19 protein-coding genes are annotated in these 20,990 nt (G+C 68.9%); 9 read left to right on the plus strand and 10 right to left on the minus strand.

All coding sequences use genetic code 11. The features are described from left to right. Nucleotides 1-10: 10 nt before the first annotated feature. From Q9R22_RS07650 to tkt, 3 genes are all read right to left on the minus strand, one after another. Nucleotides 11-1,615, minus strand: coding sequence for a glucose-6-phosphate isomerase (locus tag Q9R22_RS07650; RefSeq protein ID WP_131332897.1), 1,605 nt, complete (start codon nucleotides 1,613-1,615; stop codon nucleotides 11-13). A gap of 120 nt (nucleotides 1,616-1,735) precedes the next feature. Further along, a complete protein-coding gene (gene tal, locus Q9R22_RS07655) occupies nucleotides 1,736-2,842 on the minus strand; it encodes a transaldolase (RefSeq protein WP_131332898.1) in 1,107 nt (368 codons plus the stop codon). Nucleotides 2,843-2,920: 78 nt separating this feature from the next. Continuing rightward, a complete protein-coding gene (gene tkt / locus Q9R22_RS07660) occupies nucleotides 2,921-5,032 on the minus strand; it encodes a transketolase (protein WP_131332899.1) in 2,112 nt (703 codons plus the stop codon). 421 nt (nucleotides 5,033-5,453) lie between these two features. On the opposite strand from tkt, the gene Q9R22_RS07665 reads away from it, so the two are divergent. Both Q9R22_RS07665 and Q9R22_RS07670 read left to right on the plus strand, forming a co-directional pair. Further along, nucleotides 5,454-6,350 (plus strand): heme o synthase, encoded by an 897-nt coding sequence (locus Q9R22_RS07665; protein ID WP_064845276.1) that lies wholly within the window; start codon nucleotides 5,454-5,456, stop codon nucleotides 6,348-6,350. Between the two features lie 174 nt (nucleotides 6,351-6,524). Then, nucleotides 6,525-7,448 (plus strand): dihydrodipicolinate synthase family protein, encoded by a 924-nt coding sequence (locus tag Q9R22_RS07670; protein ID WP_311254137.1) that lies wholly within the window; start codon nucleotides 6,525-6,527, stop codon nucleotides 7,446-7,448. Nucleotides 7,449-7,464: 16 nt separating this feature from the next. Here Q9R22_RS07670 and Q9R22_RS07675 read toward each other — a convergent pair whose 3' ends face one another. The 3 genes from Q9R22_RS07675 to Q9R22_RS07685 all read right to left on the minus strand — a co-directional run bounded on the left by Q9R22_RS07675 (nucleotide 7,465) and on the right by Q9R22_RS07685 (nucleotide 10,381). Continuing rightward, nucleotides 7,465-8,490 carry a heme A synthase gene (locus tag Q9R22_RS07675; RefSeq protein WP_098053386.1) on the minus strand — a complete coding sequence of 342 codons (1,026 nt, stop codon included), beginning with the start codon at nucleotides 8,488-8,490 and terminating at the stop codon, nucleotides 7,465-7,467. A 95-nt stretch (nucleotides 8,491-8,585) separates the two neighbouring features. Continuing rightward, nucleotides 8,586-9,386 (minus strand): ABC transporter permease, encoded by an 801-nt coding sequence (locus Q9R22_RS07680; RefSeq protein WP_242670680.1) that lies wholly within the window; start codon nucleotides 9,384-9,386, stop codon nucleotides 8,586-8,588. Continuing rightward, entirely contained in the window at nucleotides 9,383-10,381 is a 999-nt protein-coding gene (locus Q9R22_RS07685; protein ID WP_085107480.1) for an ABC transporter ATP-binding protein, read from the minus strand. Before Q9R22_RS07685 ends, Q9R22_RS07680 begins: the two co-directional genes overlap by 4 nt. Before the next feature lie 234 nt (nucleotides 10,382-10,615). Here Q9R22_RS07685 and Q9R22_RS07690 point away from each other — a divergent pair, with 234 nt between their 5' ends. From Q9R22_RS07690 to Q9R22_RS07715, 6 genes are all read left to right on the plus strand, one after another. Beyond that, entirely contained in the window at nucleotides 10,616-11,377 is a 762-nt protein-coding gene (locus tag Q9R22_RS07690) for a metalloregulator ArsR/SmtB family transcription factor (protein WP_064845268.1), read from the plus strand. Continuing rightward, nucleotides 11,374-12,849: a Fe-S cluster assembly protein SufB gene (gene sufB, locus Q9R22_RS07695; RefSeq protein WP_064845266.1), complete on the plus strand. Its 1,476-nt coding sequence runs from the start codon at nucleotides 11,374-11,376 to the stop codon at nucleotides 12,847-12,849. The genes Q9R22_RS07690 and sufB overlap by 4 nt, the downstream gene beginning before the upstream one ends. Nucleotide 12,850: 1 nt before the next feature. After that, the gene (sufD, locus tag Q9R22_RS07700; RefSeq protein WP_131332901.1) at nucleotides 12,851-14,143 is read left to right on the plus strand and encodes a Fe-S cluster assembly protein SufD; all 1,293 of its coding nucleotides are present in this window, start codon (nucleotides 12,851-12,853) and stop codon (nucleotides 14,141-14,143) included. 98 nt (nucleotides 14,144-14,241) lie between these two features. Then, the gene (gene sufC, locus Q9R22_RS07705; protein ID WP_206399204.1) at nucleotides 14,242-15,006 is read left to right on the plus strand and encodes a Fe-S cluster assembly ATPase SufC; all 765 of its coding nucleotides are present in this window, start codon (nucleotides 14,242-14,244) and stop codon (nucleotides 15,004-15,006) included. Between the two features lie 31 nt (nucleotides 15,007-15,037). After that, nucleotides 15,038-15,397, plus strand: coding sequence for a metal-sulfur cluster assembly factor (locus tag Q9R22_RS07710; protein WP_035962032.1), 360 nt, complete (start codon nucleotides 15,038-15,040; stop codon nucleotides 15,395-15,397). Between the two features lie 363 nt (nucleotides 15,398-15,760). After that, complete coding sequence (locus tag Q9R22_RS07715) at nucleotides 15,761-15,925, plus strand: alpha-hydroxy-acid oxidizing protein (protein WP_311254138.1); 165 nt, start codon at nucleotides 15,761-15,763, stop codon at nucleotides 15,923-15,925. A gap of 121 nt (nucleotides 15,926-16,046) precedes the next feature. On the opposite strand, the gene Q9R22_RS07720 is transcribed toward Q9R22_RS07715, so the two are convergent. From Q9R22_RS07720 to Q9R22_RS07735, 4 genes are all read right to left on the minus strand, one after another. Beyond that, nucleotides 16,047-16,952 (minus strand): neutral zinc metallopeptidase, encoded by a 906-nt coding sequence (locus Q9R22_RS07720; RefSeq protein WP_311254139.1) that lies wholly within the window; start codon nucleotides 16,950-16,952, stop codon nucleotides 16,047-16,049. A 99-nt stretch (nucleotides 16,953-17,051) separates the two neighbouring features. After that, nucleotides 17,052-17,669, minus strand: coding sequence for an energy-coupling factor transporter transmembrane protein EcfT (locus Q9R22_RS07725; protein WP_035962028.1), 618 nt, complete (start codon nucleotides 17,667-17,669; stop codon nucleotides 17,052-17,054). Beyond that, the gene (locus tag Q9R22_RS07730) at nucleotides 17,666-18,409 is read right to left on the minus strand and encodes an energy-coupling factor ABC transporter ATP-binding protein (RefSeq protein ID WP_242670410.1); all 744 of its coding nucleotides are present in this window, start codon (nucleotides 18,407-18,409) and stop codon (nucleotides 17,666-17,668) included. The genes Q9R22_RS07725 and Q9R22_RS07730 overlap by 4 nt, the downstream gene beginning before the upstream one ends. Then, nucleotides 18,410-19,042 carry a biotin transporter BioY gene (locus Q9R22_RS07735; RefSeq protein WP_131332904.1) on the minus strand — a complete coding sequence of 211 codons (633 nt, stop codon included), beginning with the start codon at nucleotides 19,040-19,042 and terminating at the stop codon, nucleotides 18,410-18,412. A gap of 347 nt (nucleotides 19,043-19,389) precedes the next feature. Between Q9R22_RS07735 and Q9R22_RS07740 the strand changes: the two genes are divergently transcribed. Then, nucleotides 19,390-20,988 carry an ABC-F family ATP-binding cassette domain-containing protein gene (locus Q9R22_RS07740; RefSeq protein ID WP_098053392.1) on the plus strand — a complete coding sequence of 533 codons (1,599 nt, stop codon included), beginning with the start codon at nucleotides 19,390-19,392 and terminating at the stop codon, nucleotides 20,986-20,988. Nucleotides 20,989-20,990: the final 2 nt, after the last annotated feature.

A 20,990-nucleotide genomic window follows, 5' to 3' on the forward strand; every position in this document is an offset into this window, starting at 1 on the left:
TGGTGGCGGGTCACAGCTCCGATGCCACCCTGAGCAGCTGCGCGACACCCTCGGCCCGGTCCGTGAGCCGCAGCCGCACGACGGGACGGTGGTGATCGCTCAGCACGCCAGCGTCGCCGTCGGCCTGCGCGCCGATGAGCTCACCGAACGTGAACGGGATCCCGGGGATGTCCACGTCAGTGCCCGTGGCCGCAGTGATCTGCAGGTAGACACCCTGCTCGGGGCCGCCCTTGTGGTACTGACCCGTGGAGTGCAGGAACCGGGGTCCCCAGCCGAAGGTCACGGGACGGCCCGTGTGCCGTGCGAGCAGATCGCGGATCGACTCGAGCTGCGCCCACTCGAGACGGTCGAAGTACGCCTGCACGCTCACGTAGCCGTTCTCGGGCAGCTGGGCGAGCAGTGCGGCGAGCGCCTCGGGCACGGTCGTGGCGCCGTCGAGCAGCTGTTCACTGCCACGGATCTCGATCGCGCCGTCCGTGGCGGCGGCGGGGGAGGGCTCGGGCTTGGCGGCCAGCAGCTCGCGAGTGGCCGCCTTGGCGGATTCCACGTCCGGCTGGTTGAACGGGTCGATGCGCAGCAACTGTCCCACCACAGCGATCGCGACCTCGAACGCCATCATGAGCCCGGCCAGCGAACCGGCCACGCGCACGCCCTCGCCCTGCTCCTCCGTGACGGCCTCGTCGTCCACGAGCGAGACCACCATGACGTCGGGGGCGCCCGACGTCACTTCGGGAGCGGCGTCGTTCACGACCACGGGCAGCACACCGGTTCCGGACTTGCCCGTGGACTCGGCGATCAGCTGCTCGGCCCAGTCCGCGAAGCCCACGAACGGTGCGCCCTGGTTCACGAGCACGATCTTGTCGCGCAGCGGGGACGTCCCGCCCAGGGCGGCGCCGAGCTGCAGACCGATGTTGTTCTCGTCGTCCTCGCGCAGCATCTCGGTGGCCTCTTCGGCGTCGTCGAGCAGCGCCGCGACGTCCACGCCGGCGAGCCCGGACGGCACGAGGCCGAACGCGGTGAGCGCCGAGAAGCGACCGCCCACGTTCGGGTCCGCGGTGAAGACCTTGCGGTAGCCGGCCTCACGGGACGCGGAGTCCATGGGGGAGCCCGGATCCGTCACGACCACCACGCGCGACGGTGCATCGATGCCCGCGCGCTCGAACGCGTTCACGAACACGCGCCGGGCGGAGTCCGTCTCGACCGTGGACCCGGACTTGGAGGAGACCACGAGCGCGGTGTGCTCGAGGTCCTCGAGTGCCTTGGTGACCATCTCCGGGTCGGTGGAGTCCAGCACGAACAGGTCCACCCCCGCGCTGCGGGTGATCACCTCGGGGGCCAGCGACGAGCCGCCCATGCCCGCGAGCACGAAACGGGTCACGCCCTCCCGGGCGAAGTCGTGGCGCAATTGTTCGATCTCGGGCACTAGGGGGCGCGAAACGCGCACGGCGTCGGTCCACCCGAGCCGTATCGCGGCTTCCTCCTGCGCGGCGGAGCCCCACAGCGCGGGGTCCTGGTCGAAGAGTTTGGACGCGAAGTTCTCGGCGACCAGACGCGGGACGTGTGTGTCGATCGCCTCACGCGCGGCGCCGGCCGCCTGCAATGACAATGAGCTCACGGGGAGCCTCCTCGGAACGTGGTTTTCGGACAACGACGCCGCGGCGCGGCTTCGACCCTCTGCTCACCGGGCGGGTGCCCGGCGCGGGATCGCAGCCGCAACGCAGTGGCTGGGTTCGGCTCAGCGGGCCTCGTCGAGGGCAGTGCGCACCGTGGCGAGCAGCTCGTCCCAGGACTTGTCGAACTTCTTCAGCCCCTCGGTCTCGAGCTGGTCCACGACCTCCTCGTAGGAAATCCCCTGCTCGGCCACGGCATTGAGCACGTCCGTGGCCTGTTGGTAGGTCCCCGTCACGGTGTCACCGGTGATCTCGGCGTGGTCGTAGGTCGCGTCCAGGGTCTTCTCCGGCATGGTGTTCACGGTATTCGGGGCCACGAGTTCGCTCACGTACAGCGTGTCCGGCAGCGACGGGTCCTTGACACCCGTGGACGCCCACAGGGGACGCTGCGGGTTGGCGCCGGCCGCGGCCAGGCGCTTCCAACGCTCGGTCTCGAGCTGCTCCTCGTAGACCTGGTAGGCCAGGCGCGCGTTGGCGAGACCCGCCTTACCCTTCAGGGCCTTGGCCTCGTCCGTGCCCACGGCGTCCAGACGCTTGTCGATCTCGGTGTCCACGCGGGAGACGAAGAAGGACGCGACGGAGTGGATCGTGGAGAGGTCCTTGCCGTTCTCGAGCGCTTCCTCGAGGCCCTGCATGTACGCGTTGATGACCCCGCGGTAGCGGTCCAGCGAAAAGATCAGGGTCACGTTCACTGAGATGCCCTCCGCGATCGTGGCCGCGATCGAGGGCAGGCCCTTCTCGGTGGCGGGGATCTTGATCAGCGCGTTGGGCCGGTCGATGGTCTGCGAGAGCTTCTGGGCCATTGCGGACGTGGCGTCGGCGTCCTGGGCCAGTCGAGGGTCCACCTCGATGGACACGCGGCCGTCCACGCCCTGGGTGGCCTGGGCGATGGGGGTGAACAGGTCGCACGCATCGCGCACGTCGTCGGTGGTGATCCGGAACACGGCGTCGTCCACGGAGGCGCCGGCCTTGGCGAGCTCCGCGACCTGTTCGCGGTAGGACTCACCGTCCGCGAGCGCCGCGGCGAAGATCGTGGGGTTGGTGGTCACGCCCACCACGTTCTTGGTGTCGATCAGTTCCTGGAGGTTCCCGCTCGTCAGGCGCTGGCGGGAGAGGTCGTCGAGCCAGATGGAGACGCCGGCGTCGGAGAGTTTCTGGGTGGGAGTCGTCATGATGTCCTCACTTCACGTCGAAGGGTTCTGGGGCGTCGCAGGCGGCCCGAGCGGGCCGCCTGCGACGTGGGACGGGGTTCAGCGAGCGGCGGCGATGGACTCCTCGGCGGCCTGGGCCACGGCTTCGGCGGTGATGCCGAACTCGCGGTACAGGGTCTGGTAGTCGGCGGACTCGCCGAAGTGCTCGAGGGACACGGCGCGTCCGGCATCGCCCAGCAGGTCGTTCCAGGACATCCGGATCCCGGCCTCCACGCTCACGCGGGCCTTGACGTCGGACGGGATCACGGAGTTGCGGTAGTCCTCGTCCTGGGCGTCGAACCACTCGCGGCACGGCATGGACACCACGCGGGCGGCCACGCCCTTGGCCTTGAGCTGTTCACGGGCCTCGACGGCGAGCTGGACCTCGGAACCGGTGCCGATGAGCACTACGTCCGGGGCGCCCTCGGTGTCCGCGAGGACGTACCCGCCGCGGGCCACGCCTTCGGCGGAGGCGAACTTCTCGCCGTCGTGATCCGGGTGAAGGTCCTCCCGCGCGAACGTGGGCAGATCCTGGCGTGTGAGGGCGATCCCGGCCGGGTGCTCGTGGTGCTCGAGGATGGTTCGCCACGCCACGGAGGTCTCGTTGGCGTCCGCGGGGCGCACGACGTCGAGCCCCGGGATCGCGCGCAGCGCGGAGAGCTGCTCCACGGGCTGGTGCGTGGGACCGTCCTCACCCAGGCCGATCGAGTCGTGCGTCCACACGTAGATCGAGGGCACGCGCATGAGCGCACCCAGGCGCACGGCGGGACGCTGGTAGTCCGAGAAGATCAGGAACGTGCCGGAGTAGGCGCGCGTCTGGCTGCTCATCACGATGCCATTGACGATCGCTGCGGCAGCATGCTCACGGATGCCGAAGTGCAGCACCCGGCCGTACGGGGAACCGGACCACTGGGCCGTGGAGCGGGCCTCGGGGATGAAGGACTTGGCGTCGTCGATCGTGGTGTTGTTCGACCCCGCGAGGTCCGCCGAACCGCCCCACAGCTCGGGGAAGGTGTCCGCGATGGCGTTGATGACCTGACCGGAGGCCTTGCGGGAGGCCACGGCCTTGCCCGCCGGGAACGTGGGGAACGCGTCCTCGTAGTTCTCGGGCAGTTCCTCGTTCTTGATCCGGTCGTACAGCGCGGCCTTGTCCGGGTGGGCCTCACGCCATTCGGCGAAGGACTTCTCCCACTGCGCGCGCTCCTGCTTGCCGCGTTCGCCGACCGCGCGCACGTGCTCGAAGATCTCGGGCTCGATCTGGAAGGACTTCTCCGGGTCGAAGCCCAGGATCTTCTTGGTCGCGGCGACCTCGTCCTCGCCCAGCGCGGAACCGTGCACGCCACCGGTGTTCTGCTTGGTGGGGGCGGGCCAGCCGATGATGGTGTTCAGGGCGATGATCGAGGGCTTGTCCGTGACCTTGGTGGCCGCGACGATGGCGTCGTACAGCCCCTGCACGTCCTCCTGGTACTCGCCGCCGTTGCGCCAGTCCACGCGCGTGGTGTCCCAGCCGTAGGCCTCGTAGCGCTTGAGGACGTCCTCGTTGAACGCCACGTTGGTGTCGTCCTCGATGGAGATCTTGTTGTCGTCGTAGATCACCACGAGGTTGCCGAGCTCCTGGGTGCCCGCCAGCGACGACGCCTCGGAGGTGATGCCCTCCTGCAGGTCACCGTCGGAGGCGATCACGAACACGGTGTGGTCGAACGGGGAGGTGCCCTGAGCGGCGTCGGCGTCGAACAGACCGCGCGTGTAACGCTGCGCGTACGCGAAACCCACGGAGGACGCGAGCCCCTGGCCCAGCGGACCCGTGGTGATCTCGACACCCGTGGTGTGGCGGTACTCGGGGTGACCCGGGACCTTGGAACCCCACGTGCGCAGGGACTCGAGATCCTCCATCTCCAGGCCGTAGCCGGAGAAGTACAGCTGCAGGTACAGGGTCAGGGACGTGTGACCGGGGGAGAGGATGAACCGGTCACGCCCGGTCCAGCGGTCGTCGGAGGGGTCGTGCCGCATGATCTTCTGGAACAACAGGTACGCGACCGGGGCCAGGGACATGGCGGTGCCGGGGTGGCCGTTGCCCACCTTCTGCACGGCGTCCGCGGCGAGCACACGCGCGGTGTCCACCGCACGGGCGTCCTTCTCGGTCCAGCTCAACGGTTGATCGAGGTTCGGCACGGTGACGCGCCCCTTTCCTAGACGGGTTGTGCGGTCACGATCCGGAACACTCCGCCGCGGACTCGGCCGCGACGATCGGCCCGGAACGCATGTTCCGGGATCAACCTTAGTCCGGTGGGACGCCGCGTGGCAGGGACGACCGCGGCCCGCGCCACGGGCACAAGCGCGTGCCGGACATCACCCCGGCGTGGGCCGGGACCGGCGGCTATACTGATGACCGGGTATCGGTGCGCGTGCGGCGCGCCCGCCCCAGGCACTCCCGGCGCACGGCCGGGCCACCCACGTTCTTTGGAGCATTGATTCCGTGAATCACCTTGACACCGCGACGCACCCGGAATCCCACGGATCCCACGCGCCGCACGGACACGGAGTGACCGGGACCCGCCTCGGGACCGTGGAGCCCGTGGGGTATCAGGGCCGGATGACCTTGGGTCGTAAGCTCAAAGCGTACGTGGCGCTCACGAAGCCCCGGATCATCGAACTGCTCCTCGTGGCCACCGTGCCCACCATGTTCTTCGCCCAGCAGGGCGTCCCCGACTTCTTGCTCGTGCTCAACACCCTTATCGGCGGCGCGCTCGCGGCCGGTGCGGCGGGTGCGTTCAACTGTTACATCGACCGCAACGAGGACCGGCTCATGCGGCGCACCGCCAAGCGCCCACTCGTGACCGGTGAGGTGGGGGAGCGTGAGGCCCTGATCTTCGCGTGGGTGCTCTCGGTCGTGTCCGTCGCGTGGCTGACCCTGGGGGTCAGCGTCTTGTGCGGTGTGCTCGGCGTGGTGGCCATCGCCCTGTACGCGGTGTTCTACTCGATCGTGCTCAAGCGCCGCACCGCGCAGAACATCGTGTGGGGCGGGATCGCCGGGTGCATGCCCGTATTGATCGGCTGGGCCGCGGTGCGCGGGACCCTTGAGTGGCCCGCATTCGTGCTCTTCGCGTTCATCTTCCTGTGGACCCCGCCGCACTACTGGCCGCTGTCCATGAAGTACGCGGAGGACTACTCCCGCGCCGGCGTGCCCATGCTCGGTGCGGTGGACACCGCGCGCACCGTGGGCGCTCAGGTGGTGCTCTACGCGTGGGCCACCGTGATCTGCTCGCTGCTGTTGATCCCCGTGGGTGACGCCGGGTGGGTCTACGGTGTGATCGCCCTGATCTCCGGCGGCTGGTTCACGTACCACTGCCACAAGCTCTACGGACTGGCCCGCGTCGGCAAGCCCACGCTCAAGCAGGCCATGTACGTGTTCCACGGCTCGATCGCCTACATCACCTTCGTGTTCGTGGGCGTGGCCCTGGACCCGTTCTTGGGCGGGCCCATTTTCTGACCCGGGCCGTTCCCGTCGGAGCCCTTCGGGCTTGCGTCTCGCCCGGCCCGCTCCAGCGTGCGGGATCCCGTCCGGGCGTTACCACGGACGACGACGCCGTCCGCCCTTCGTTCTCGACGTCACGCACGGGCTGGGTGTCCTGGAAAGCTGGTTAGGGTCACCTAAAATGGGTCCATGTTCTCGATGACCTTCTCCGGTGTGATCGCCTACCCCGTGACCCCCTTGCTCCCCGGTGGCGGGCTGGACCTGGATTCCCTCGAACGCAGTGTCGCGCAGCTCGCGCGCAGCGGGGTGTCCGGGATCGTGGTACTCGGGACCTCCGGTCTGTTCGCCTACCTGGACCCCCAGGAACGGGCGCAGGTGGTCCGCACGGCCGTGGACGCGGCGTCGGGCTCGGGGACGCCCGTGGGCGTGGGGATCTCCGCTATCACCACGCGGGAGGTCATGCAGTTCGCGTACTCCGCCGAGAACAACGGTGCCGACGGCCTGGTGTTGAGCCCCGTGAGTTACATCCCGCTGGTATCCCAGGAGATCGCGGACCAGGTGGAAACGGTCGCCTCCGCTATGTCCCTGCCGTTGTGCCTGTACAACAACCCGACCACCACCGGGTTCACGTACCCCGTGGAACTGGCCTCGGAGCTGTCGTGGCTGGACAACGTGGTCGCGTTCAAGGACACCGCGGCGTCCGGTCGGCTCTTCCACTCCCGCCAGCTGCTCTTCGCGCAGCAGGCCGAACCGGGCACCGTACACGGTGTGAGCCGCGATCAACTCATCGTGGACGAGTACCCGAGCGCGGCGTGGCACAGCGGCATGGCGGCGTTGTTCGCGCCCGAGTTCGTGGCCTTCCACCGCGCCGTCGCGGAGGGCCGCGCGGACGACGCCGCCGCCTGGAGCGCCGCGCTGCATCCCCTCATGCACCTCATGAGTCAGGAACGGCCCCTGTCGGTGCTCTACGCGTTGGCGGAGGTGTGCGGCGTGCGAACGAGCGCTCCCCGCCGTCCCCTGCTGCCCATCCCGTCCCACAGCAAGCGGCTGCTCTCGGACGCCGTGGAGCGGCTGCGCTCGTTCGCACCCTCGGCGACCTTCGTCGCAGAATAAGCTCGGTGCCTCGCGATCAGCGCACAGTGTGCGCGGGTGTGGCGCGAGCGGCGTCGTCGGCGGGCTCGTCGATGGGTGCCGCGTACTCGTGGGTGTCCTGTGCGAGGTAGACGCTGAACGAGACCACCCGCGTGGCCGCCCAGATCAGCACGGCCGAGAGCACCATGTGCAGGGCCACGGCGGGAACCGGGACCCCGTTGAAGTACTGGTAGTACCCCAGCAGCGCCTGGGCCACGATGACGACCGCCATGATGAGGTACGCGTTGCGCAGGATCCGCGGCAGGGACTTCACGACGGTGAGGGCGATGCCCGCGATCACCGTGAACGTCAGGAGGTAGACGGGGATGGCGTGCGCCCGGGCGATCATCACGGAGTCGAACGCGAGCCGCGCACTGTCCTCGTCCCCGGCGTGGGGGCCCGTGCCCGTGACGAGCGTCCCGAGATAGAGGATCACGGCGGTGAGCACACCGGTCAGCGCCCCCAGCACGCGTGCGGCGGAGCGGGAGCCGTGCAACTGCCCCGGTCGCTGCTCGTATGCGACCACCGACAGCCCGTCCCGGCGGGTGTTGAGCACGAGCAGAGTGGCCAGGCTGATCATGATGGCCGAGATCAGGTAGTGCACCCCCACCACGAGCGGGTGAAGGTCCGCGTGGACGGTGATGCCGCCGATCGCGGCCTGCAGGGGAATGCCGATCAGCAGGAACAGCGCCAGGCGGAAGAGCTTGGGGTGCTCGTGACGCAGTTTGAGCACCGAGAGGAACGTGAGCACCGCGACCACGGTGAGCACGAACGTCAGCAGGCGGTTGCCGAACTCGATCAGCCCGTGCACGCCCATCTCCTGGGTGCTGGTCCACGAGTCGGCGGTGCAGCGCGGCCACGTGGGGCAGCCCAACCCGGAACCCGTCAGGCGCACGAGCCCGCCCGTGAGGATTAACAGCGAGTTGGTCAGCAGGGATGCGACCGCGAGTCCCCGCACCCACGGGGTCACGGTGGCGGGCCACCAGAACGAATCGGTGGCGGTGCGGCGGGCGACATCAGACATGACGGAGCATCCAAGGGCAGAGGGGATGGGACCCCTCCAGTGTAGCGAGAACAGCGTGGGAAACCCCTGGGTGCAGCGGGCTCACGCGGGTGAGCTCACACCCACTTGAACCAGGCGACCGTGGCCGCCCAGCTGAGCACGGCCCACGCGGCGAGCACGAGCAGCGGCACGGGGGAGACACTACCCGTCAGGAAGCATTCCCGCAGCGCCTCACCGGCCGCGGAGGACGGCAGCCACGCCACGAGCCACGAGAGCCACCCGGGCAGCACGCTCACCGGGAAGAGGACGCCGCCGGCGGCCGCGAGCGCGACCCATACGACGTTGAGCACGGCCAGGGTCGCCTCGGCGCGCAGGGTCCCCGCAATCAGCATGCCGAGCCCGGTGAATGCGAGTGCCACGAGGATCAGGAGGAAAACGGACCCCAGCACGGCCTCCCAGGACGGCCGCCAGCCCAGGGGCACGGCCACGGCCGCAATCACCGCGTACTGCACCGCGAGCACGGCCAGGATGGCCAGTAGCTTGCCCGCGATCAGCCCGGCGCGACCCAGGGGAGTGGTCGAGAGGTAGCGCAGCACCCCGTAGCGACGGTCGAAACCGGTCTGGATCCCCTGTCCGGAGAACGCGCTCGAGATCACGCACAGCACCAGGATCCCGGGCACGGCCACGTCCACGCGGGATGCGTCCCCCACGCGGTAGCGGTCCAACAGGTCGGTCACGGTCAGGGCCACGAGTGCCATGACGGGCAGGATCAGCAGGAGCAGCAACTGTTCGCCGTTGCGGATCATGGTCATGGTCTCGAAGCGCGCCTGAGCGAGCACGCGCCGGGGCAGGGACGCGGCCCCGGCGGGGGACGACGGCGCTGCGGTCGCCGAGGACTCGTGGGTCGAGGTGCTCACGAGGCATTCCCCCCGGAGACTTCCAGGAAGACGTCCTCAAGGGATCGGGGTTGCACGCTCAGCGCCTCCGGCAAGGTGTCGTTCTGTGTGGCCCACGCGGTCAGTTCGCGGATCCGTGGTGCGTCCAGCGGGCCCGTCAGCGTCACGGTGCGGTCCTGGACGCTCCATTCGACGTCGTCGAACCGCGGGGTGCGCCACGGCGGGTCCGCGCGCAGCAGGCCGGCGTGCTCCTTGGCGAGCGTGATGCTCATCACGAGCGGTGCGTGGCGTTCGGCGCTGACCAGTTCGGCAACGGTTCCCTGCGCGGCGATCGTGCCCCGGTCCACGATGTAGACGTAGTCGGCCAGGCGAGCGGCGTCGTCCATGAGGTGCGTGGTCAGGATGATGCACACCCCGCTGTCCCGCAGGCGCCGGATCAGGTCGAAGACGATGTGGCGCGAGCGGGGGTCCAACCCCGCCGAAGGTTCGTCCAGGAACAGCACGTCCGGGCGGCCCACGAGGGCCGCGGCCAGGGCCACGCGTTGCTTCTGCCCGCCGGACAGGCGCCGGATCCCCGTGGTCAGGAACGATTCGATGCCCAGCAGCTCCACGAGTTCGGCCACGGGCACGGGGTCCGCGTAGAGCCGGCTGACGTGGCGCAACAGTTCCCCGGGGCGCACTGACGGCGGTAGACCCCCGTCCTGGAGCATCACGCCCACGCGCGCCCGCAATGCGGGGGAGGCGTGCCACGGGTCCTCCCCGAGCAACCGGACGCTGCCGGAGGTGGGGCGCTGCAGCCCCTGGGCGCACTGCAGTGTGGTGGTCTTGCCGGCCCCGTTGGCCCCGAGCAGGGCGGTGATTTTCCCGTGCTCCGCGGCCAGGCTCAGCCCGCGCACGGCCCGGACGGGCTCACCCCGGCCCTCGAAGGTCTTCACGAGGTTCTCGATGTGCAGGGCGGGACCGGTGTCGGTCGCGGTCGCCGGGGACGTGGGAGCGGGGTCGGGGTGGATCTGCACCCGGACAGTCTAGAACGTCCGTCCCGGTACTGGCTGGAGGGTTCGCCGAAGGGTCTTGGGCCCCGGTTCCCCTATCGGAGCCGTTTGGCCGGGAATGGATTAGGACATACCCTCGTTATGTATTGCGTGTCCCACCACGAGGGTTTTTACGCTGCATGGCGCTCACCCGGTGGGATCGACGCGGAAGCCGCGCCCCGAGCCAACCGTCATCACTCGAAGGATGTTGCACCGAGCATGAGTTCACCTGCCACGGACCGCGGTGCGGTCCGCACGGACCAGGATGACACCACCCGTTCCCGGGTGCTCTCGTTGGTGCTCGCCCACGGTCCCATCTCCGCCGCCCAGATCGCCAAGGACCTGGGGTTGACCCCCGCCGCCGTCCGGCGCCATCTGGACGCGCTCGAGGCCGAACAGTTCATCGAGGTCTCCGCCCTGCGCAGCGCGCAATCGGGCGCGGGGCGCCCGGCCCGGCGCTACGTCGTCGCCCCCGGAGGCCACGAACAGCTCGGCCACGACTACCTCGGACTCGCACACCGTGCGCTGGAGACCATGCAGCGCGTGGGCGGTGAGAAGCTCGTGCAAGCATTTGTCGCCGAGCAGATCGAGCGCATGCGCGAACGCTACCGCCCGCAGGTCGAGGCGGCCGGGCCCGACGTCGACGATCGCCTCAACGCCCTGACCGCGGCCATGAGCCGCGACGGCTTCGTGGCCTCGCACACCACCGTGACCCCGCGGGGACCCAAGGGCGTTACGCTGCGCTCGGCGCAACTGTGCCAGGGCCACTGCCCCATCCAGGACATCGCGAGCGAGTACCCCGAGTTCTGCGAACAGGAAACTGCACTGATCTCCGAACTGTTGGACGTGGACGTCCGCAGGCTGTCCACCATGGCGGCCGGCGCCCACGTCTGCACCACACACGTCCCGCTGCAACTGCGCACTGCGGGTCACTCGAATTCCACCAACCACACAACCGCACGACAGGGAGGGTTGTCATGACCGAGCGCATTGTGCCCGCGGAGACCGCGGGCAACACGTCAGGTGACACCACGATTTCCGAGATCCTGGAGATGAACCCGGAGCTCGAGGGGATCGGTCAGTACCAGTACGGCTGGGCCGACAAGAACGACGCCGGTGCCTCCGCGCGCCGCGGCGTCAACGAAGAAGTGGTCCGGGACATCTCGGCCAAGAAGAGCGAACCGGACTGGATGACCCAGCTGCGGCTCAAGGGTCTGAAGTTCTTCGACCGCAAGCCCATGCCCACGTGGGGTGCGGACCTGTCCGGGATCGACTTCGACAACATCAAGTACTTCGTGCGCTCCACCGAGCAGCAGGCCGGCTCCTGGGAGGAGCTGCCCGATGACATCCGCAACACGTACGAAAGGCTCGGCATCCCCGAGGCGGAGCGCAACCGTCTGGTGGCCGGTGTGGCCGCGCAGTACGAGTCCGAGGTCGTGTACCACCAGATCCGCGAGGACCTGGAGCGCCAGGGCGTGATCTTCATGGACACGGACACCGCGCTGAAGGAGCACCCCGAGTTCTTCGAGGAGTACTTCGGCACCGTGATCCCGGTGGGCGACAACAAGTTCGCCGCACTGAACACGGCCGTGTGGTCCGGCGGGTCGTTCGTGTACGTGCCCAAGGGCGTGCACGTGGATATCCCGCTGCAGGCCTACTTCCGCATCAACACGGAGAACATGGGCCAGTTCGAGCGCACGCTGATCATCGCGGACGAGGACTCCTACGTCCACTACATCGAGGGTTGCACCGCGCCGATCTACAAGACGGACTCGTTGCACTCCGCCGTGGTGGAGATCATCTGCAAGAAGAACGCCCGGGTGCGCTACACGACCATCCAGAACTGGTCGAACAACGTGTACAACCTGGTGACCAAGCGCGCGATCGCCCACGAGGGTGCCACCATGGAATGGGTGGACGGCAACATCGGCTCCAAGGTCACCCAGAAGTACCCCGCGGTCTACATGACCGGTGAGCACGCCCGCGGTGAGACGCTGTCGATCGCGTTCGCGGGTGAGGGCCAGCATCAGGACACCGGCTCCAAAATGGTGCACATCGCCCCGAACACGTCCTCGTCGATCGTGTCCAAGTCCGTGGCCCGTAACGGCGGTCGTTCCGCGTATCGCGGTCTGGTGCAGGTGCGCGAGGGCGCCAAGCACTCCAAGTCCAACGTGGTGTGCGACGCCCTGCTCGTGGACACGATCTCCCGCTCGGACACCTACCCGTACGTGGACATCCGCGAGGACGACGTCACCATGGGTCACGAGGCCACGGTCTCCCGGGTCTCCGAGGAGCAGCTGTTCTACCTCATGCAGCGCGGTCTGCCCGAGGACGAGGCCATGGCCATGATCGTGCGCGGCTTCGTGGAGCCGATCGCCCGCGAGCTGCCCATGGAGTACGCGCTCGAGCTGAACCGTCTCATCGAACTGCAAATGGAAGGATCCGTTGGCTGATATGTCCACCACTGATCAGACCGCCCAGGACACCACCGAACAGGTGAACGGGGTCCCCACCGGTGAGGACCGCGTGGCGATTCCCGGGATGAGCCAGGAGGGCGAGACCCTCCAGGAGGGTCGTAACCAGGCCGGTGAGCCCGAGATCAGGCACACGGAGCACGGTGACATCTCCGGTGTCCCGGATTCCTCGCGCGCGGGTCGTTTCACCTCCTACGACGTCGCGGACTTCCCGCCGCTGAGCACCAAGCTCGAGGACTGGCGATTCACCCCGATCAAGCGCCTGCGCGGACTCGACGACTCCGCCCTGGACGGGCCCGCCCCGGCCGTGTCGGTCTCCGGCGGCGATGGCGTGGAGCTCACCACGGTCTCCCGCGAGGACTCCCGCATCGGCTCGGTGGGCATCCCCGAGGACCGGGTCTCCGCCAACGCGTGGTCCAACTTCCGCGAGGCCACCGTGCTCAGCGTCCCGCGCGACGCGCAGGTCACCGAGCCGGTCATCGTCACGATCACGGGTGAGTCGGCCGAGCCCGCAGCCCAGCACATCGTGATCGAGGCCGGGACGAACTCCCGCGCGCTCGTGGTGCTGCGCCACGTGGGCTCCGCCGTGCTGTCCCAGAACGTGGAGTTCTCGATCGCGGACGGTGCCAACCTCACGGTCGTCTCGCTCCAGGAATGGGACGACGACTCCGTGCACGCCTCTTCGCAGCAAGCGAGCCTGGGCCGCGACGCGACCTTCAAGCACGTGCTCGTGAGCCTCGGTGGGGACCTCGTGCGGGTCACCCCGTCCACCCGCTTCACCGCTCCCGGTGGTGACGTGGAGATGTACGGTCTCACGTTCGTGGACGACGGTCAGCACCTGGAATCCCGGTTGTTCGTGGACCACTCCGTGCCCCGGTGCCGTTCCCGCGTGACCTACAAGTCCGCGCTGCAGGGCGAGAACGCCCACGGCGTGTGGATCGGCGACGTGCTGATCCGCGCGGAAGCGGAGGGCACGGACACCTACGAGCTCAACCGCAACCTGATCCTCAACGACGGCCCCCGCATGGACTCCGTGCCGAACCTCGAGATCGAGACCGGCCTGATCGCCGGCGCCGGTCACGCCTCGACCACGGGTCAGCTGGACGACGAGCACCTGTACTACCTGATGTCCCGCGGGATCCCCGAGCAGGACGCGCGGCGCCTCGTGGTGCGCGGGTTCCTGTTCGAGATCATCCAACAGGTGGGCGTCGAGTCCCTCGAGGAACAGCTGCGCGCGTCCCTCGAGGACGAGCTGGCCCGCACCGAGAACTGAGCGCCCGGCCCACGCGCCGCGGCAGTTCCCATCCACGACCTTCCCGCATCCGGCTCGCGAACCGATCGGGTGCGCACGAACACTAGGAGAATTGCTTCATGTCAACTCTGGAGATCAAGGACCTCCACGCGTCCGTCATCCTGGACGACGAGACCACCAAGCCCATCCTCAAGGGCGTGAACCTGACCATTAATTCCGGTGAGGTGCACGCGATCATGGGCCCCAACGGTTCCGGGAAGTCCACGCTCGCCTCCACGATCGCCGGTCACCCCAAGTACCAGGTGGACTCCGGTTCCGTGACCCTGGACGGTCAGGACGTGCTGGAGATGTCCGTGGACGAGCGCGCCCGCGCCGGGCTCTTCCTGGCCATGCAGTACCCCGTGGAGATCCCGGGTGTGACCACCTCCAACTTCCTGCGTTCGGCCAAGACGGCGATCGAGGGCGAGGCCCCGTCCCTGCGCACGTGGACCAAGGACGTGCGCACCGCCATGGACAAGCTGAAGATCGACAGCGACATGTTGCAGCGCAACGTGAACGAGGGCTTCTCCGGTGGCGAGAAGAAGCGTCACGAGATCCTGCAACTCGAGATCCTCAAGCCCAAGATCGCGCTGCTGGACGAGACCGACTCCGGTCTGGACGTGGACGCCCTGAAGATCGTCTCCGAGGGTGTCAACCGCGCCCTGCAGGAGGACAACACGGGCATCATGCTCATCACCCACTACACGCGGATCCTGCGCTACATCAAGCCGCAGTTCGTGCACGTGTTCTCGGACGGGCGCGTGGTGGACCAGGGTGGTCCCGAGCTCGCCGACCAGCTCGAGAACGAGGGCTACGACCGCTACGTGCGGGCCCCCGCCAAGTAAGTCCCCGCACACCACTTCAGAGGAGGTCGCGATGAGCGATTCCACCGAGACCGTCACGGCGGAGACCCCCGGGCCCAATGGCCAGGCGTCGCTTGCCGAGATCACGGATCTGTTGAAGAACGTGATCGACCCCGAGCTGGGTGTCAACATCGTGGACCTGGGGCTGCTCTACGGGCTGGCCTACCAGGATGACGATTCCCTGCGTCTGGACATGACGCTCACCACGGCCGCGTGCCCGCTGCAGGACGTGATCGAGGAACAGGTCGCTCAGAACCTGGCCCCCACCGTGGACGAGTGGCACGTGAACTGGATCTGGATGCCCCCGTGGGGTCCCGAGCGGATCACGGAGGACGGACGCGATCAGATGCGGGCCCTGGGCTTCAACATCTGAGTCGATGCGTGTCGTGAGGGCGCGGGGTGAACCACCCCGCGCCCTCACGCGTACCCGGACCCCTCCCGCATGACTCGGATGCGCAGAGCCCCGGGCAGCCATGTGCTCGTCCCCCATCCGAGGGTTCCATGGCGTGGGCGGTGCTACGTTCGGATCCGATGCCCATGTCGGGCCCGCGGCCCACGTCCGGATCGGGAGATACTCCCTGCAACGCCAACTACCCCAGCTGTCCGAATTGAAACCCCTCATGCGCCTCGGCTCCTTCAACCCGGATCGCCGGGCGGCGCGGTCTCCCAGGCCTCGGACATCGAGGCGCTGCGGCGGATCGCGCGGCGTCGTACCCCGAAACCCGCATTCGACTACGTGGACGGCGCCGCGGGGCAGGAACTGACCCGCCGGCGCAGCCGTGAGGCCTTCGAATCCGTGGAACTGCTCCCGCGCGTCCTGCACGGGACCGAGCACGCGGACCTGAGCACCGGGTCTCGAACCACGGCGGCCGGCAACTGGGACGGGCCCCGGTGTCCCTGACCGCGCGGGCCGAGGTACGCGACGAAGTGGGCCCGGACCCGACGCCGGGGCGCCGGCTACCTGTGTTGCCCCGGTGCGGCTCGTCCGGGACGTGCCGCACCGGATGACGTTGTGTGAACGGTTACTTCAGGGCCGCAGGACGGTTCAGGTCCGAGGCGGTGAACGTGTTGCACGCGCGGATGTCTCCGGTCTGGTAGCCGGTGAGGAACCACGCCTGGCGCTGCGCCGAGGTGCCGTGGGTGAAGGACTCCGGGTTCGCGCGACCCTGGGTGGTCTCCTGGATCCGGTCGTCGCCGATCGCCCCGGCCGCCTCGATCGCATCGGCGAGCTGCGTGCGCGTGATCGGTTCCAATTGGACGGCCCCGCCGGGCTCGGTCGCGTGATGCGCCCACATCCCCGCATAGCAGTCGGCCTGCAGCTCGGTGCGCACGGCGGCCGACGTCGCGCCGTGCGGGTCCTGCTGCGCCCGGCCCAGGGTGCCCTGCAGGTTCTGCACGTGGTGCCCCACCTCGTGCGCCATGACGTACTCCTGGGCCAGGGCGTCGGCGTCCGCGCCGAACTGGCTGCGCATCTGGTCGAAGAAGCCGGTGTCCAGGTAGACCGTGGAATCCGGCGGGCAGTAGAACGGGCCGGTCGCGGAGGACGCCTGGCCGCAGGACGTGGAATCGGTCCCGCGGAACAGTTCCACCTGCGGCAGCGTGTACTTCTTGCCGGTGGCCTCGGGGAAGTACCCTCCCCAGAACTGGTCCAGGGACTGGACCGTGGCCACCATGCGGCACTCGGTGTCCCGGTTGGCGTCCTCGCCCGTTCGGCAGCGGTCCGCGAGCCCGGAGTCCACCTGTTGCGTGCTCTGGGTGTCGTCCTGATTTCCGCCAGTGAGCGCATCGATGCCGTCCTGGCCGAAGAACAGTCCCGCGAGCAGCAGCAGGACGGCGCCGCCCAGCCCGCCTCCCACGGCGATCCCGCGGCCACCGCCGCCCGAACCCACGCGGCCGCCGTTGAGCTGGGAGTTGTCATGGAAACTCATGGGGGAAGCATAGGGCCCCACCGGGGCAACCGCATGGTACGGGGCCGTGGCGCCGCGTCGTGGCGCGTCGGACGGCCTCCGCGTCGCGTGCGCGGGGGCTCACTCGAGTCCGCGCGCGGCGAGCGCCTCCCCGGTGCGGTGCGCGTAGTCCACGGTCGCGATCACGGCCGGTGTCACGAGCTGCACGGGGGATGGGCGCACGGTGCGTGCCGCGGCGGCGTCGCGCAGCCCGGAGAGCACGCCGAACAACCAGGGCACCGAACGGATCATGAGTGAGACCGCGAGCCCCACCCGCTCGGGGTCCACACCCAGCCGGCGCAGCGGTGCGCACAGGGTGACCAGGCCGTCGATGAGTCGGGGCAGCGGTGTGGTGGTGATGAGCAACCGGGTGATCCCCACGACGGCCAGCAGGGAGAGCACGACGTCCGCCGCGCGGGCCGGACCGTTGGCCACGAGGTGGTAGAGACTCAGCACGCCCACGAGGAGCAGGAGTGGGCGCAGGGAGCGGGCCCACCGCCGTAACCCCAAACCACAGACCGCGGACACCACCGCGCTGAGCGCGAATGCCGCGAGGGACACCGGCCACGCGCGCACGGCCATGATCGCCACGCACGCGCCGAGCAGCACCACGGTCTTGAGCCACAGGGGACTGCGATGCAGGATCGAGGTCCCGGGGACGTACGTGCCCAGCAGGTCGTCGGCGCGCGACCTCCTCACGCAGTCTCCCCGGGGAAACCGTGCGCGCACCACGCGCGGTACCGGGGGAGCACGAGCTCGGGCGGACCCTGATCGAGGATCCGTGCCTCGTGGACCACGACCACGTGCTCGGCGCTCTCGGCGAGGTCGAGGTCGTGAGTGCTCACAAGTTGCTGCTGGGGTAATCCGTCCAGCAGCTCTCGCAGCTTGAGGCGATTGCGCAGGTCCAGCAGCGTGGTGGGTTCGTCCAGGATGAGCACCCGGGGTTCCACGGCGAGCACGGCGGCCAGCGCCACGAGCTGGCGTTCCCCGCCGGAGAGGTCGAACACGCTGTGGTGTGCGCGGTGCTCAAGCCCCATGCGGCGCAGCCAAGACAGGGCCTGCTCAGCGCGTTGCACCCGGTCCGGGACGCGACGCCGCAGGGACAGTTCGATGTCCTCGAGCGGTGTGGGCATCAGGATCTGGGAGGCCGGATCGGTGAACACGAACCCCACGAGCGAGCGAGCTTCCCGGGGGAAGGCCACGGGGTCCACCCTGCCCGTGCGCACCACACCCGAGGTTGGTGTCACGAGCCCGTTGAACAGCCGCAGCAGCGTGGACTTGCCGGAGCCGTTGAGCCCGACCACCGCGGTGCGCGGCGCGGTGAACTCACACGTGACCCGGTCCAGGACGGTCACGGGACCCGCGGGTCCCTCCGCCGTGACGGTGACGTCCGCGCAGTACAGGGGCTCGGAGGAGCCCGGTCGTAGTGCAGGCTGCACTCAGAGGACCGCCCCGGCCATCCGGGGGAAGGCACGGTGCACGGCCACCGCGATCAGGGCCGCCACGAGTGCCTTAGCCAGGTCACCGGGGACGAACGCGAGATCGGTGAGCAGTGCCGCCCGAAGGGACAGTCCCGCGGTGAGCATCATGCCCACGATGCCCATGACGTGGGAGAGCACGAGGCCAGCGAGCGCCGCACCGAAGAGTGTGATCACCAGCCCGCCACGGCGTTCGGGGGCCGCGGAGGTGGAGCCCGCGCGGCGTCGTACGCGTTCGGCGCGCACGCTGCGGTGGGCGAGTGCACCCACGAGGGCGGCGGCGAACGGGAAGGAGAGCAGATAGCCCACGCTGGGCCCGCCCAGGACGGCCGGTCCGCCCACGAAGCCGGCGAACACCGGGACGCCGAGCAGACCCACGATCACGTACAGCGCCAGGGCGGCGAAACCGCGGCGGCTCCCGAGGATCATGCCGGTCAGGTACACCCCGAGGGTCTGCAGTGTGATGGGCACCCCGAGCGCACCCACGGGGATGGCGGGAGCGAGCGCGAGCACGCACGTCAGCGCGGCGAACACGGCGATGTTGGCCAGGTCGAATGAGGTCACGGTGCGGGTGTCGCGCGCGGGTGCTGTCATGGTCCGCAGTCTAGTGGAGCCCGGTGGTGTGGGCCCTCGGCACCCGCCCACCCTCGCTCGCCCGACCGCTCCTGCTCATCCGGCGGGTCACACGGCCCGTGCACCGCGCCGGCACCTCACGGGACGACGCTGCATGGGTCGCGGGTGCCCCGCGCGCCGGCCGCGCCCGCTCGTCGAGTGGATTTGCGACCGCGAGTAGACTGGTGCAGGACCCCGCAGCCACGGGGTTTCTGTCTGTCCCGGGCGCCTCCATCCAGCGCGATCCACGAAGCGCCGCACGCCGAGCACGGTGTGCGGCGTCGTCCCGGGAGCACTCGCTCGACCGCCCCACGAAAGGCCCTGCACCGTTGATCACCGTCACGAACCTCGAACTGCGCGCCGGCGCGCGATTGCTCATGGACGAGGTGAACTTCCGGGTGGACAAGGGCGACAAGGTGGGCCTGGTCGGGCGCAACGGGGCTGGCAAGACCACCATGACCAAGGTGCTCGCGGGGCTCACGCTCCCCGCCGCGGGTGAGGTCACGCGGTCGGGATCGATCGGGTACCTGCCGCAGGACCCCAAGGTCGATGACATGGACCAGCTGGCCCGGGACCGCATCCTGTCCGCGCGTAACCTCGCCGGTGTGATCACCAAGCTGCGCCGCGCGGAGGAGGAGATGGCCTCCGAGGACGACGCCGTGCGGGCCAAGGCCATGCGCCGCTACGACCGCCTTGAGTCGGAGTTCCTGGCCGGCGGCGGCTACGCCGCGGAGTCCGAGGCCGCGACCATCACGAGCAACCTCAACCTGCCCCAGCGCGTGCTTGACCAGCCCCTGCACACGCTCTCCGGTGGGCAGCGTCGCCGTGTGGAGCTCGCCCGGATCCTGTTCTCGGACGCGGACACCATGCTCCTCGACGAGCCCACCAACCACCTGGACCACGACTCGATCGTGTGGCTGCGCGAGTTCCTGCGTTCCTACCAGGGCGGGGTCCTCATGATCTCCCACGACGTGGACCTCATGGAAATGGTCGTGAACAAGGTGTTGTACCTGGACGCCAACCGCTGCGTGGTGGATGTGTACAACATGACGTGGAAGAACTACCTCCAGCAGCGCGACCAGGACCAGGCCCGCCGCAAGCGTGAACGCGCCAACGCGGAGAAGAAGGCCGGGGTGCTTATGGACCAGGCCAACAAGATGCGCGCCAAGGCCACCAAGGCCGTGGCCGCCCAGCAGATGATCCGCCGAGCCGAACGGCTCATGGCCGGGATCGAGGGTGAACGCGTGCAGGACAAGGTCGCGGCCATCCGCTTCCCCAAGCCCGCCGATTGCGGCAAGACCCCGCTCATGGCCAAGGGCCTGTCCAAGTCCTACGGCTCACTCGAGATTTTCACCGATGTGGACCTCGCGATCGACCGCGGTTCCCGCGTGGTCGTGCTCGGGCTCAACGGCGCGGGCAAGACCACGCTGCTGCGCATGCTCGCGGGCCAGGCGGACCCGGACACCGGCGAGGTGGTCGCGGGTCACGGCCTGAAACTCGGCTACTTCGCGCAGGAACACGACACCCTGGACACCGAGCGCACCGTCCTCGAGAACATGAAGAGCGCCGCACCGGACCTGCAGGACACCCAGGTGCGCACGATCCTCGGCTCGTTCCTGTTCCAGGGCGACGACGTGGACAAGCCCGCCGGGGTGCTCTCCGGCGGCGAGAAGACGCGACTCGCACTCGCGACGCTCGTAGCGTCGTCGGCGAACGTGCTGCTGCTGGACGAGCCCACCAACAACCTGGACCCCGCGTCCCGGCGGGAGATCCTCAACGCGCTGCACAGTTACGAGGGCGCCGTGGTCTTGGTCTCCCACGACGAGGGCGCCGTGGAGGCGCTCGAACCCGAGCGCGTGGTCATGCTCCCGGACGGCGTGGAGGACCTCTGGAGCCAGGACTACCAGGACCTCATCACCCTCGCGTAGCA

It is taken from the genome of Kocuria sp. PD6 (genome assembly GCF_031844145.1).
Classification (GTDB): Bacteria; Actinomycetota; Actinomycetes; order Actinomycetales; family Micrococcaceae; genus Kocuria; species Kocuria marina.

What these genes read in the sequence shown, in the direction of transcription:
- tal (WP_131332898.1), bottom strand. Translation starts at nt 2,842, where the DNA reads ATGACGACTCCCACCCAGAAACTCTCCGACGCCGGCGTCTCCATCTGG.
- Q9R22_RS07665 (WP_064845276.1), top strand. Translation starts at nt 5,454, where the DNA reads ATGACCTTGGGTCGTAAGCTCAAAGCGTACGTGGCGCTCACGAAGCCC.
- Q9R22_RS07670 (WP_311254137.1), top strand. Translation starts at nt 6,525, where the DNA reads ATGTTCTCGATGACCTTCTCCGGTGTGATCGCCTACCCCGTGACCCCC.
- Q9R22_RS07675 (WP_098053386.1), bottom strand. Translation starts at nt 8,490, where the DNA reads ATGTCTGATGTCGCCCGCCGCACCGCCACCGATTCGTTCTGGTGGCCC.
- Q9R22_RS07690 (WP_064845268.1), top strand. Translation starts at nt 10,616, where the DNA reads ATGAGTTCACCTGCCACGGACCGCGGTGCGGTCCGCACGGACCAGGAT.
- sufB (WP_064845266.1), top strand. Translation starts at nt 11,374, where the DNA reads ATGACCGAGCGCATTGTGCCCGCGGAGACCGCGGGCAACACGTCAGGT.
- sufD (WP_131332901.1), top strand. Translation starts at nt 12,851, where the DNA reads ATGTCCACCACTGATCAGACCGCCCAGGACACCACCGAACAGGTGAAC.
- sufC (WP_206399204.1), top strand. Translation starts at nt 14,242, where the DNA reads ATGTCAACTCTGGAGATCAAGGACCTCCACGCGTCCGTCATCCTGGAC.
- Q9R22_RS07710 (WP_035962032.1), top strand. Translation starts at nt 15,038, where the DNA reads ATGAGCGATTCCACCGAGACCGTCACGGCGGAGACCCCCGGGCCCAAT.
- Q9R22_RS07720 (WP_311254139.1), bottom strand. Translation starts at nt 16,952, where the DNA reads ATGAGTTTCCATGACAACTCCCAGCTCAACGGCGGCCGCGTGGGTTCG.
- Q9R22_RS07735 (WP_131332904.1), bottom strand. Translation starts at nt 19,042, where the DNA reads ATGACAGCACCCGCGCGCGACACCCGCACCGTGACCTCATTCGACCTG.